Raw genomic sequence first — 12,910 nt, 5'->3', positions numbered from 1 at the left:
GACTCCCCGCCGCGTCCGACCCGACGTCGGTCCTACGGGCGGCGCTGCGGCACAGCCGGTATGGCCCGCGCCACCGCGACGGCCTTACCCAGGTACAACAGCCCGGTCCACACGTAGACCGCCGTGCCCCAGATCAGGAATGCCCAGCCGAAGGCGTGCCCGAAACCCGCCAACGGCCAGTCCATCCGCCCGGCCAGCACCCACGGCAGCGCCGACATCAGCGCGAAGGTGGCGGCCTTGCCCAGGTAGATGACCTCCGGCGGGTCCAGATCGCGCCGCCGGTAGATGCCGAGGGTCAGGGTCAGCACCAGGTCGCGCCCGATCAGGACCACCGCGATCCACCACGGGATCAGCCCGTCGACGACGAAGGCGACCAGCGTGGTGACCACGTAGAGCCGGTCCACGAACGGGTCGAGCAGCGCGCCCAGCCTGGAGGACTGGTCCAGCAGTCTGGCCAGCTTCCCGTCCAGGAAGTCGGTGACGCCGCTGGCCACGAGCAGCGCGAAGGCCCAGCCGTAGGCGTGCTCGACCAGCAGCAGCCACACGAACACCGGGACGCCGACGAGTCTGATGACACTGAGCACGTTCGGGACGGTCAGGACGCGGTCGGCGAAGATCGCGCGCACGCCGCTCACGGCGTCGGAGTCGGCCCGCCCACCCGGTTCCGAGGTCCCCGATTCGGTTGTCACCGATCCAGCTAACCGCACCGCGGGGGTGGCGCGCCATCCGGGCACGCCGGCGGGACTTCTCACAGTCGCGCGCCCGACGCATGATCGCCCACGGCCTCGGTACACCCCTGGCCTGCGCGCGAGGACGCGGAGATTTATGGTTCTGCAGGTGTCAGACAGTGGGATCGACCTGCGGACCTTCGTATCCGCCGACGAGGTGCGGGCGCGGGGACGCGCGTTGCGCGAGCGCGTGCCCGTCGGTGTCAGGGACCGAGCGGCCGCCGGTCCGGGCAGGCCCGAGGTGCTCGATTTCCTCGCGGCCGCGCACGCGAACCGTTTGGGGCACCTGGTGCCGCTGCGGGTGGGGCGGATGATGTCGGGGCCGTTCACCTTCTACCGCGGCGCGGCGGGGTTGATGGCCGCCGATCTCGCGCACGGACCGGTCAGCGGTCTGGACGCGCAGATCTGCGGGGACGCCCACGCCGCCAACTTCGGGCTCTACGGCACCCAGAGCGGCGGCATCGTCATGGACATCAACGATTTCGACGAGACCATCGTGGGTCCGTGGGAGTGGGACGTCGAACGGTTGGCGGCGAGTCTGGTGCTGGCCGGACGCGAATCGGGGGTCGGCGAGGACGCCTGCGCCGCCGCGGCACGCGACGCGGCCCGCTCCTACCGACTCGCGACCGAGCAGTTGGCCGAGATGCCGTTCCTGCGGTCCTGGAGCGCGCTGCCCGACGAGTCGATACTCGGCGCGGCGCAGGCCGAGGACCTGCTCGACGATTTCAAGAAGGCCGCGAAGAAGGCGCGCAAGAACACCAGTGACAAGGTCGTCGCGAAGTGGACCGAGCACATCGACGATCACGTCACCGGTGTGCGCAGACACCGATTCGTCAGCGACCCACCGGTTCTCACCGCCGTCGAGGAGTCGGTGGCCGCGGCCGTCATCGACGGACTCGAGAACTACACCGACACCCTGCGCGAGTCGCGGCGCAACCTGATCGCCCGGTTCGCGGTGTCCGACATCGCCTTCCGCATCGTCGGCACCGGCAGCGTCGGCCTGCACAGCTACGTGGCGCTGCTGCACGGCAACGACGGCGAATCGCTGGTGTTGCAACTCAAGCAGTCCATTCCGTCCGCGCTGGCGCCGTATCTACCGCCGCGTCCGGCCCGGCACGAGGGCGAGCGAATCGTGCGGGGGGCCAGACTGGTTCAGGCCGAGACCGACATCCTGCTCGGCTGGACCTCGGTGCGCCTCGGGGAGCGGGAACTGCCGTTCATCGTCCGGCAGTTCCGCAATCTCAAGGGCGCCATCGACCCGGCCGCCCTGGAGGCGGGCGACCTGGACGACTACGGCAGGCTCGCGGGCGCGCTGCTGGCTCGCGCGCACGCCCGGTCGTTGGATCCGCGGCTGACCGCCGCCTATCTCGACGACGCCGAGGAATTCGACGACGCCGTGGCCGCGTTCGCGGTGCGCTACGCCGACCGTACCGAAGCCGACCACGCCGAACTGGTGGCCGCGGTCAAGGCCGGGAAGGTGACCGCCGAACTCCCCGAATGAGGCCCGCGCGCCGCGGATGAGGCGTGTCCGCGGGCGCGCACCGCCGTGCGACTCGTATCCTTGCCCTGTCGACACGACGTGAAGGGCGGTCGCGAATGCTCGTGCGAGTGCAGAACCCGACAGGCGCGAACGCCGAACGGGCGCTGATGGATTGGTTGCGCACCTGGAAGGACCCCGGCAGTCCGCACGGGGTGGCCACGATCAACTGCGGGCTGTTCCACGAGGAGCGCCTGCACCAGTTCGACGCGGTGGTGTGGACGCCGACCAGTTGCGTGGTGATCGAGGCCGAGGCGCTGACCGACAGTCGCGAGGGCGTGCTGGAGATCCCGCTCAACGGCGACTGGACCATCGACGGCGTGCCCGCGCCGTTCGAGGGCAGTGACAAGCGTACGCCGCTGGACCGATCCCGCGACCACACCTTCGCGTTGCAGAACTGGTTGGCCGCGCGCGGCCTCGGGCAGCGGGCGGTGCACGGCGTCGCGCTGGTGATCCCGGCGGCGGGTTCGGAGTTGAAGGTCCAGCAGTCCTGGAGCGATCCGAGTTTCGACGTCATCCTGGGCAACGACCCGAATCGGTTGCGCCACTACTTCCAGGCGCTGGCCGAATCGGAGAAGCACCTGTGGACGGCCAACGACGTGGCGGTGGCGTTCCGCGGGCTGGGCATCCTGCCCTATCTGCCCGCCCCGCAGGATCTGATCAACGAGGGCTTCCTCGGTCCGATCGATGTCACGCTGTGGCACGGCGGCCCGCAGCAGGCCCAGGCCGAGGCCTACGCCGAGGAGATGGAGCGCGCCGAACGCGAGGCCCGCTCGCCCGCCTACGCCATCGAGGCCCCGTGGTACAGCCCGTGGAAGCTCTACCCTCGCGAGGCGGGCGATATCAACATGGGCCGCGGGTTCATGCGCGTGCTGCTCACCGCGGGCATGGTGATCGGGTTCGTGTGGGTGCTGTGGTTCGTGGTCACGGCTCTGCTGACCTACGGGCCGGGCTGAGCCGACGGGCCGGGCCAACCCTTCGCCGGTTCAGCCGGGTTTGCGCGCCGGGAATTCGGCGCCGAGTTCGGCGAACAGCGCGGTGTTGAGCGCGAAGGCGCGCTGCCCCTCGTCCAGGACGCGGCGGCGTTCGAGATCGTCGAGGGGCAAGGCGTCCAGCAGCGCGCGGTACTCGCGTTTGAAGGCGGCCGGATTGCCGATACCGTCGAAGACGTAGAACCGCACGCCGTCACCGCGCCGGGGCAGATCCCACAGCTTCTCGGCGGTGCCGCGGATGACCTGCCCGCCCGACAGGTCGCCGAGGTAGCGGGTGTAGTGGTGGGCGATGTAGCCGGCGGGCCAGTCGCGGGCGCACTCCTCGATGCGCGCGGCGTAGGCCGCGGTCGCGGGCAGCGCCGAGAGGTGCTCGCGCCAGGCGGGCCCGATCAGGTGCGCGAGATCGCGTTCCAGTTCCGCGGTGCGCGCGAGTTCGGGCCGGATGAACGGCGCGGCCACCGGATCCTGGGCCAGGGCGTCCCAGCGCGATTCCAGCGCGCGGTAGATGAACCACAACTGCACGGTGTAGCGCTGATACGAGGCGATGCCGAGACCGCCGCCGAGCATGTCGGTGATGAACGAGGAGTTCTCGGCCTCGGCATGTTGGCGTTCGGTGGCCGTGCGGATCTGCGTGGAGAACGGTATTGCTGTATCCGACACGTCCGAACCACCTCGCCATCGCCTGGAGCGCCGGCAACCCTGACCAGCGGCACAACGATACCGGAATCCGGAGCGGGGATGCGGCGCTCCGTCGTTCACCGGCCTCGTTCAGTCGGCACGCGGCGCATCGGGCCGACCGCCCGGTCCGGTCGACCGCTTGGCGGTGCGGCGGCCCTGGGTCGGCGGGCGGTTCTCGCGCACCAGCGACAGTCGCCTGCGTCTGCGCACGGTCGGCCTGCGCAGCGAACCGAAGCGGCGCAGGATCCGCGGACGCAACTGGGAGCGGTCGAACCATTCGCCGAGGGTGACGCCCGCCGCGAGCGCGCAGCCGATGCCGAACGCCGAGAGCAACTGGTTCATGCCGAGCAACACTTCGTCGTTGAGCAGCGCGTACAGCCCGCGATAGACCTTCAGACCGGGCAGCAGCGGCGTGATGCCCGCGACCGCGACGACCAGCGGCGGCGTCAGCGCGCGGCGGGCCATCAGACCGCCCGCCAGGCCGACGACGGTGGCCGCGACGCCGGAGGAGACCACCGGTCCGAAGCCGGCGTGTTCGACCAGCAGGTAGACGATGATGCCCGCCGCGCCGCCGAACGCCGCCGCGGCCAGCGCGCGTTTCTCCGCGTAGCAGGCCAGCGCGAAGGCGAACGCGGCCACCGCGCCCGCGACGAGTTTGACGGGCAGATCGGTGATGTCGCGGCCGGAGACCATGTCGATCGCGGGGACGGTCGCGCCGACGACCTGGGCCAGCCGCAGCGCCAGCACGATGCCCGCGACGATGCCGCCGGTCATCATCATGACCTCGAGCAGGCGCGCCGAGGCGGTGATGGGCGCGCCGGTGATGGCGTCCTGGACCGCGCCGACCAGTTGCAGACCACTGAGCAGCACGGTGATCCCGGCCGCGATGATCAGCGTCGGGTCGACCGCGAGACCGAGCGGTTCGGCCAGGGTGGACAGCACGATCGCCGGACTGGCCGCGACCACGCCGCCTGCCATGTGCTGGAAGAAGAACGGGAGCCCGTAGCGGTTGAGCACCCGGTTGACGCGGTCGATGGCGGCGGTGGCCGCGAAGCTGACCAGCGCGACCAGCCAGCCGCCGCCGAGCAGCGCGCCGATGGCCGCGGCCAGCAGCGACCACGCGAAGGTGGCGGCCCAGCGGTGATAGGGGTGGGGCGCGGCGACGATGGCGTCCAGCGCCTCGCGCGCGTCCTCGGGCGGCACCACCTGGGTGCGGATGCGCCGGGTGAGCCGGTCCACCGCGGCCAGCCGGGTGAAGTCCATGGCGCGGTAGTGCACGACGCGCATGGTGCTGGCCGGTGGTAGTCGCGGCCCCCGGTCGGCCCAGATGCGGATGGCGTCGTAGGTGACGTCGATATCGCAGCGGGCCAGCCCGTAGGTGGCGGCGATGAAGCGGACCTGGGCGGTGGTGTCGATCACGCCCGTTCCCGAGGCCAGCACCACCTCGCCGACGCGTACCGCCAGATCGAGCACTTCGGCGACGCGGGCGTCGTCGGTCAGGTCGATCGGTTGCAGCGGAGTCGGCGCGGAGACGATGCTGTCGGCGGTGGCCTGCCGGTCGGCGACGAGCATGCCGACCGCCTGGGTCACCACCGGGACGCGCAGGAGTCTGCGCGGCCACAGTCTGCCGCGGCGACCGGTTTCGGTCTGCGGGATCGCCTCGTCCACCACCGAGAGTACTTCGGAACCCATGCTCGCGAAGTTAGTCACTCACCCCGGGTTCCCGCACAGGCCCCGGTCAGCACGGGTGTCGACGCTGTGACGAGAATCGCATCGCGCCGATCCGACCGGTCCGTCGGTGCGCGCGAACACGCTTACGACACACACGGATTCGGCATGGGGCGGCGACTCAGCGCAGGTCGCGGCAGCGGAAGCCCGCGAACCCGACGACGCACAGCAGCGCCGCCACCGCGAGCAGCCACAGGATCGGCGTCCAGGTCATCGGCGCGCCCGGCACCTTCGGCGGGTGCACGAAGGGCACCGTGTCCAGCACCCATTGCGGCAACCCGTCCAGCGCGCCGAGGAAGAAGACCACCAGCATGGCGCTGAGCACGCCCCAGGCGACCGGGGCGAAACGAGGCGCCAGGCCGTAGAGGGCCACCGCGACACCGGTCACCACCCAGACCGCGGGCACCTGGACCAGGGCCGCGCCGAGGCTGTCGCCGAGCTTGCCCGGCAGGTCGCCGTGCATCGCGCCGTACACGACGCCGATCGCCGTGCCCGCCACCACCAGCAGCAGCGCGGAGCCCAGTAACGCCGTCCCGACGTGGGCCAGGGCGTAGCGCCCGCGACTGACCGCGCCCGCGAGCACGGTCTCGCCGCGGTGGCTGTTCTCCTCCTCGTGCAGGCGCAGCACGGCCGAGATCGAATAGGCCGCCGCCGCCAGCGCCAGGAACGACGCGGCGAAGGTGAGGAACGAATCCTGGAGCACATCGGACCCGCCCATCCGGGTGACCGTGTCCACCAGGCCCTGACTGTCCTCGAGCATGTCGCCGACGCTGTCGATGGCCCCGCCGACGAGCAGGCCGTAGAGCAGGAAGCCGATCGACCAGGCCAGCAGCGAGCCGCGGTGCAGTCGCCAGGCCAGACCCAGCGGACCGGACAGCCCGGGGCCCGCCGCCGACGGCCCGGGACGCTCGGCGATCAGCCCCGAACCGAGGTCACGGCGGTCGAGCAGCAGGTAGGCGGCGGCGACCGCGAGGACCGCGAGCGCGACCAGCGGCAGCAGCACCCACCAGCGCTCGTCGGCGAAGGGCCGCATGTTGATACACCACCCCAGCGGTGAGAACCAGGACAGCACGCCGTTGCCCGCGTCGCCGACCGCGCGGATCGCGAAGGCCGCGCCGAGCGCGCCGAAGGCGATCCCGCGCGCGACCCGCGCGCCGGTGCTCACCTGCGCGGCGACCGCCGCGATCCCCGCCCACGCCAGACCGGACAGGCCGAGGGTCAGCCCGTAGGCCACCGACCCGGCGACGGGCAGTCCGTCGGCCGCCAACGCGGCGGCGGCCAGGATCGCGACCAGCGCGCATCCCGCGGCGGTCAGCGCAAGCGCGGCGGTGAGCCCGGCGTAGCGCCCGACGCTGGTCGCCCCGAGCAGTTCGGCGCGACCGGTCTCCTCCTCGACCCGGGTGTGCCGGATGACGGTGAGGATGGTGGCGATGCCGATCAGCGCGTAGAACGGCCCGGCCTTCCACAGGCCGATCGAGCCGATGTCGGTGCCGAACACCGGACCGTACATGGCGACCAGTGCCGGGCTGTCCATGATCGAGGCCGCGTAGTCGGCGCGCGCGGCGTCGGTGTCGTACACCCCGGTGGTACTGGCCACATAGAAGGTGGGCAGCAGCCCGAAGGCCAGCACCCACAGCGGCCCCACCACGCGGTCGCGGCGCAGGAACAGCCGCAGCATCCGCCCGGTGCCGGCGAAATCGGCGCCGAGAACGAAACCCGGTGCGCTGTCGAACCTCTCGGCGGTGGCGGTGGTCATGCCCGCACCTTCTCGGCGTCGGCGGGCGCGTCCTGGTCCACGTGGTAGTGCCGCAGGAACAGCTCCTCGAGGGTGGGCGGCGCGCTGGTCAGGCTGCGCACGCCGGTGTCGCCCAGGATCCGGATCAACTCGCCCAGGTGTTCGCCGTCGACCTGGCAGCGCAGCGTCGCGCCGTCGCGCTGGATGTCCTCGACACCGGCCACGCGGCCCAGATCGCCGGGGTCGCCGAGCAATTCGGCGGTGATGGAAGTGCGCGAGAGGTGCCGCATGTCCGCGAGCGAACCGCTCTCCACCGTGCGGCCCGCCCGGATGATGGTCACCCGATCGCACAGCGCCTCGACCTCGGACAGGATGTGACTCGACAGCAGCACGGTGGTCCCCCGCCGCTGGGCCTCCACCGTGCACTCGCGGAACACCTTCTCCATCAACGGATCCAGGCCCGAGGTGGGTTCGTCGAGCAGCAGCAACCGCACGTCGGAGGCGAAGGCCGAGACCAGCGCGACCTTCTGGCGGTTGCCCTTGGAGTAGGTGCGCGCCTTCTTGCGCGGGTCCAGGTCGAACCGTTCGATCAGTTCGTCGCGGCGGGCGGTGTCGATGCCGCCGCGCATGCGGGCCAGCAGGTCGATGGTCTCCCCGCCCGACAGCGACGGCCACAGCGTGACATCGCCCGGGACGTAGGCGAGTTCGCGGTGCAATCGCACCGCGTCGGTCCACGGGTCGCGGCCGAACAGTCGCGCCCGCCCCTCGGTGGCGCGCAGGATGCCCAGCAGGACCCGGATGGTGGTGGACTTGCCCGCCCCGTTGGGGCCGAGGAAGCCGTGGATCTCGCCCTCGGCGACGGTCAGGTCCAGACCGTCCAGCGCCGCGACGTGCCCGAATCGTTTACCCAGACCGGCGATCTCGATCACGGGGTCGGTGGTTGCTTCGGCCATTTCTTCTCCTCGAGGAAGGCGTCGAGCAGTGACGAGTCCGTCAACATGCCCTGGGTATAGAGTTCGAGCGCCGGGAAGGTGGTCACCTCGGCCAATTCGCGGATCACCGCGCGGTGATCGAGCTTCCCGGCCCCCGGTGCGCGTAGTTGGATGAACAGGTTCATGGCCCCGACGTGGCACAACACGATGTAGCGGGCGCGCGCGGCGGGGTCGCGGCTCGGTTTGAGCGTGCCCGCGGCCACCGCGTCCTGCATGTAATTCTCGGCGTCATCGATCATGTGCTCGAGCAGTGCGGCGGCCAGCGTGCCGCCGGCCTGGAAGCTGCGCAGTACATAGGCCACGACCGGCGCGTAGACCTCGATCTCGGCGAGCGCGTCGAGCATGCCCGCGGGGCCGGGCGTGCTGATCGCCTTGCTCTTCTCGATCCTGATGATCTCGAGCACGCGTTCGTCGCAGGCCGCCCGCAGGCCGTCCTTGGAGCCGAAGTGGTGGTTGACCAAGCCCGGCGATACGCCCGCCGCGGCGGCGATGGCGCGCACCCCGATCCGGAAGCCGTGTTCGCCGAAGACATCGATCGCCGCGTCGCGGATGCGGGCGGCGGTGCTGAGGTCGGCGGGATCGGGGGCGGCCATCTCAGCCGCCCGGCGGAAGGGGGTTTGAACGCATGTTCAATATGTTAAACACGTGTTCAGCATCGGGGCAAGAGGCCCGTGGCGCGGGAGCCGGCCTTACGTCACAGTTGCCGCGCTCACGGTTTGCCCCGCGCGCACGGGGCTATCGTCGGGGTATGGATACCGGCAGCTCATCGACGGCAGAACACCTTCGTGCGGCACTCGACGGCCCCTGGCGCGACGTGCGCGAGCAGGCCCGCACCCAACTCGCGGGTGAGCAGTTCACCGGCGATCCCGCCCTGGACTACAAGGCCGCCCGCGCCCGGGTGCTGAACCAGATGCGCGAGATCGCGGCGATGGGCTATCCCGAACGCGGTTTCCGCCGGGAGAACGGGGGCACCGGCGAACCGGGCGCCGCCGTCACCGGACTCGAGATGCTCGCCTACGCCGACCTGTCGCTGTGGGTGAAGGCCGGTGTGCAGTGGGGGCTGTTCGGCGGAGCCGTGGAGAATCTCGGCACCGAACGCCACCGCGACTACATCAGACAACTGATCAGCCTGGACCTACTCGGCTGTTTCGCGATGACCGAATCCGGGCACGGCAGCGACGTCGCCAACGTCGAGACGACCGCGACCTACGATCCGGCCACCGAGGAATTCGTCATCCACTCCCCGACGCCCTCGGCGCGCAAGGACTACATCGGCGGCGCGGCCGAGCACGCCCGGATGGCGGCGGTCTTCGCCCAGTTGATCACCGGCGGGGAGAACCGGGGCGTGCACTGCCTGCTGGTCCCGATCCGCGACGAACAGGGCTCGGACCTGCCCGGCGTCACCACCTCCGACGACGGCCTCAAAGGCGGACTGCTCGGCGTCGACAACGGGCGCATCAGTTTCGACCAGGTCCGCATCCCGCGCGAGAACCTGCTCAACCGCTACGCCGACGTCGAACCCGACGGCGCCTACACCTCCGAGATCGAGAATCCGAGCAGGCGGTTCTTCGTCACCCTCGGCACCCTGGTGCGCGGGCGCGTCAGCGTCGGCGGCGCGGCGGCGGCGGGCGCGCGGGTCGGGCTGAGCATCGCGGTGCGCTACGCGCTGAAGCGCAGGCAGTTCTCGGACCCGGACACCGGCGAGGAGACCGTGCTGCTGGACTACCGCAGCCATCAGCGCAGGCTGCTGCCGTTGGTCGCGCGGTCCTTCGCCCTGGCCTTCGCGCAGAACGACCTGGTCCGCCGGATGCACCTGATCCAGACCGGCCAGAATCTCGATCCCGAGGCCCAGCGCGCGTTGGAGAAGCGGGCGGCCGGTCTCAAGGTGGCTCAGACACGTTTCGCCACCCGGGCCATCCAGGAGTGCCGCGAGGCGTGCGGCGGCGCGGGCTATCTGACCGAGAACCGCCTGGTCACCCTCAAGGCCGACACCGACGTGTTCACCACCTTCGAAGGTGACAACGTGGTGCTGACCCAGTTGGTCGCCAAGGAGTTGCTGACCGCCTACGCCGACGAGGTCCGCGACCTCGACGCGCTGGGCTGGGTCCGCTTCGCCGCCACCATGGCCGGTGACGTGGTCCGCAAACGCTCGGGCGTGCGCCAGATGATCCAGACCATGCGCGACCGGGGCGACGAATCGGTGGACGAGGGCGACCTGTCGCGCCGGTCGGTGCAGTTGCAGTTGTTCGCCGACCGCGAGGACTACCTGACCCGCACCGCAGCGCACCGCCTGCGCGCCCGCGCCCAGGAGACCGGCCCGTTCGAGGCGTTCAACAACGCCCAGGACCACATCCTGGCCGCCGGTTCCGCGCATATCGACCGTCTGGTGCTCGAGGCGTTCATCGACGGCATCGGCGATATCGAGGACCCCGAGGCGCGCGCGCTGGCCAGCGATGTGTGCGACCTGTTCGTCTACTCGATGCTCGAGGAGAACTCGGCCTGGTTCATCATGCACCGGTTCATGTCGGTGGAGCGGGCCAAGGCCGTGCGGCGCGGGGTCAACGAACTGGTGGACCGACTGCGCCCGCAGGCCCTGACGCTGGTCGAGGCGTTGGGCGTGCCGGAATCGATGCTGCGGGCCGCGCTGCTCGACGACGCGAGCGTCTACGACCGGCGCTGATCCGCCGCATCCGAGACCTCGGGCGCGGTGGTCAGTAGGCCCCTTCCCCGCGGGCCACCGCGCCGATGGTCTTGGCGATCAACAGCAGATCCAGCACCATCGACCAGTTCTCGACGTAGGACAGGTCCAACCGCACCGAATCCTCCACCGACAGGTCCGAGCGTCCGCTGACCTGCCACAGGCCCGTCACACCGGGCTTGACCAGCAGGCGGCGGCGCATGTCGCCGTCGTAGGAGTCGACTTCGCGCTGCACCTGCGGGCGCGGGCCGACCACCGACATGTCCCCGCGCAGCACGTTGAGGAACTGCGGGAGTTCGTCGAGGCTGAACTTGCGGATGACCCGGCCGACCGGGGTGACCCGCGGATCGTCCTTCATCTTGAAGAAGACCGGGGTGACGCCGCTGCGCTCGATGAGCGCGGCCGCCTGCCGGTCGGCGTCGCGGTACATGCTGCGGAACTTGATCATCCGGAACGGCTTGCCGTCGATGCCGATGCGTTCGGACAGGTAGAAGACGGGGCCGGGACTGGTCAGCTTGACCGCGATCGCGATCAGGACCAGCACCGGGGCGATGGCCAGCAGGACGGCCAGCGCGAAGCACACGTCGAAGACCGCCTTGCCGGTGGAGGTGGCGCGGTCGTACCGCGGTTTGGCGATGTGCAACATCGGCATGCCCGCCACCAGGCGGTTGGTCAGGCGGGTTCCGGAGATGTCGACGACACCCGGCGCGACGATCAGGTCGACGCCGAGCGGGTCCAGTTCCCAGGCCATGCGGCGCAGTTCGACGGGACCGAGGTAGTCGGTGGCGCTCACCGCGACGGTGTCGGCGCCGCTGCGGCGCACCGCCTCCAGCACCGAGCGGTCGTCACCGAACAGGGATACGGCCCGTCCCGAAGCGTGCACGCCCCGGCGCACGGTGCCCGCGATGCCCTCCGGCATGCACACGCCCACGACGCGGTAGCCGGAGTTCGGGTCGTCGGAGAACGCGGTGGCCATCGCCTGGGCGGCTTCGGGCGGGCCGACCACCAGGACATCGGTCAGGTAGTCGTCGCGGATGCGTCGCCGCGACCTGGCGTGCATCCGCCACCCGAACCGGCTGACCATCAGGCCCAGCAGACCCAGCGGCAGGGCGATCGCCAGATACCCTCTGGCGAACTCGATCTGGAAGATCAACGCGATGATGGCCAGCGCGCCGAACAGGCGCAGCGTCGCCGAGACCAGGCGGCGGTACTCCTCGGTGCCGACGCCGATCACCTGCGGCGAGCGCGTGCTGCCGACCAGCAGCAAGGTCATCCAGGCCACCACCAGCAGCGCCGAGACCACGGTGTAGCCGACCTCGTAGGGCAGTGACCAGGCCAGCGGCGGCGCGGCGGGGCCGCCGAAGCGGATCACCTGGGCCAATCCGACCGCGACGGTGACGACGACGAAATCCGTTGCCTCCAAGCGCTTGCCGAATTCGGCCTGCCACCGTTCACGGGTGGTGCGCGGCGCGAGCGCGGGCGGGACCGCGAACGGCGCGCTCTCGTCGCCGTCGGTGAGCTCGTGGCTCATGAATACGTACCTCCCCCTGGGAGAGAAATGTCGCCCCCGATCCCCGTCGATCGGTCCCCCCGGCACGAAATGATCACCCTGGGTGCTCGGTCATTCGGCATCCACGAGACGATTGTTACAGAGAACATCACGATCCACACATCTGATGACAAGGGCCACAGAGTATTACACGGATTTGCCCGGGGGTGGCTGTCGGGTCCTCCCCCGGTGCGCGACCGGTGTAACGTCGGCCTTCTCGGCGACGACGTCGAGACGGGCGGCCACCGCCCAGCGGAGACTCCGGAGGGGGAG

Annotated in this window: 10 protein-coding genes; 3 read left to right on the top strand and 7 right to left on the bottom strand. The window is 70.5% G+C overall.

Translation table 11 applies throughout. The annotated features are described in order from the left end of the window. Nucleotides 1-32: 32 nt before the first annotated feature. Nucleotides 33-635 (bottom strand): CDP-alcohol phosphatidyltransferase family protein, encoded by a 603-nt coding sequence (locus ON30_RS12145; protein WP_040706702.1) that lies wholly within the window; start codon nt 633-635, stop codon nt 33-35. Between the two features lie 190 nt (nt 636-825). Between ON30_RS12145 and ON30_RS12140 the strand changes: the two genes are divergently transcribed. Both ON30_RS12140 and ON30_RS12135 read left to right on the top strand, forming a co-directional pair. Further along, the gene (locus tag ON30_RS12140; protein ID WP_040706701.1) at nt 826-2,229 is read left to right on the top strand and encodes a DUF2252 domain-containing protein; all 1,404 of its coding nucleotides are present in this window, start codon (nt 826-828) and stop codon (nt 2,227-2,229) included. A 107-nt stretch (nt 2,230-2,336) separates the two neighbouring features. Further along, complete coding sequence (locus ON30_RS12135) at nt 2,337-3,221, top strand: nuclease-related domain-containing protein (protein ID WP_245554009.1); 885 nt, start codon at nt 2,337-2,339, stop codon at nt 3,219-3,221. 30 nt (nt 3,222-3,251) lie between these two features. On the opposite strand, the gene ON30_RS12130 is transcribed toward ON30_RS12135, so the two are convergent. From ON30_RS12130 to ON30_RS12110, 5 genes are all read right to left on the bottom strand, one after another. Beyond that, nucleotides 3,252-3,917, bottom strand: a complete 666-nt coding sequence (locus ON30_RS12130) for a biliverdin-producing heme oxygenase (protein ID WP_040706699.1) — start codon at nt 3,915-3,917, stop codon at nt 3,252-3,254. A 108-nt stretch (nt 3,918-4,025) separates the two neighbouring features. Then, nucleotides 4,026-5,507: a threonine/serine exporter family protein gene (locus ON30_RS12125; protein WP_040706756.1), complete on the bottom strand. Its 1,482-nt coding sequence runs from the start codon at nt 5,505-5,507 to the stop codon at nt 4,026-4,028. A gap of 277 nt (nt 5,508-5,784) precedes the next feature. Continuing rightward, a complete protein-coding gene (locus ON30_RS12120) occupies nt 5,785-7,419 on the bottom strand; it encodes an ABC transporter permease (RefSeq protein ID WP_040706696.1) in 1,635 nt (544 codons plus the stop codon). Then, a complete protein-coding gene (locus ON30_RS12115) occupies nt 7,416-8,351 on the bottom strand; it encodes an ABC transporter ATP-binding protein (RefSeq protein WP_040706694.1) in 936 nt (311 codons plus the stop codon). The genes ON30_RS12120 and ON30_RS12115 overlap by 4 nt, the downstream gene beginning before the upstream one ends. Continuing rightward, a complete protein-coding gene (locus ON30_RS12110; RefSeq protein ID WP_040706692.1) occupies nt 8,324-8,983 on the bottom strand; it encodes a TetR/AcrR family transcriptional regulator in 660 nt (219 codons plus the stop codon). Before ON30_RS12110 ends, ON30_RS12115 begins: the two co-directional genes overlap by 28 nt. 155 nt (nt 8,984-9,138) lie before the next feature. Here ON30_RS12110 and ON30_RS12105 point away from each other — a divergent pair, with 155 nt between their 5' ends. Beyond that, nucleotides 9,139-11,070 (top strand): acyl-CoA dehydrogenase family protein, encoded by a 1,932-nt coding sequence (locus ON30_RS12105; protein ID WP_040706690.1) that lies wholly within the window; start codon nt 9,139-9,141, stop codon nt 11,068-11,070. Nucleotides 11,071-11,101: 31 nt separating this feature from the next. Here the strand turns inward: ON30_RS12105 and ON30_RS12100 are convergent, their stop codons facing one another. After that, nucleotides 11,102-12,619, bottom strand: coding sequence for a sugar transferase (locus ON30_RS12100; protein WP_040706689.1), 1,518 nt, complete (start codon nt 12,617-12,619; stop codon nt 11,102-11,104). Nucleotides 12,620-12,910 lie beyond the last annotated feature (291 nt).

It is taken from the genome of Nocardia takedensis NBRC 100417 (assembly GCF_000308695.1).
GTDB classification, from domain to species: Bacteria; Actinomycetota; Actinomycetes; order Mycobacteriales; family Mycobacteriaceae; genus Nocardia; species Nocardia takedensis.
This window is presented reverse-complemented; position numbering and strand designations above follow the sequence as displayed.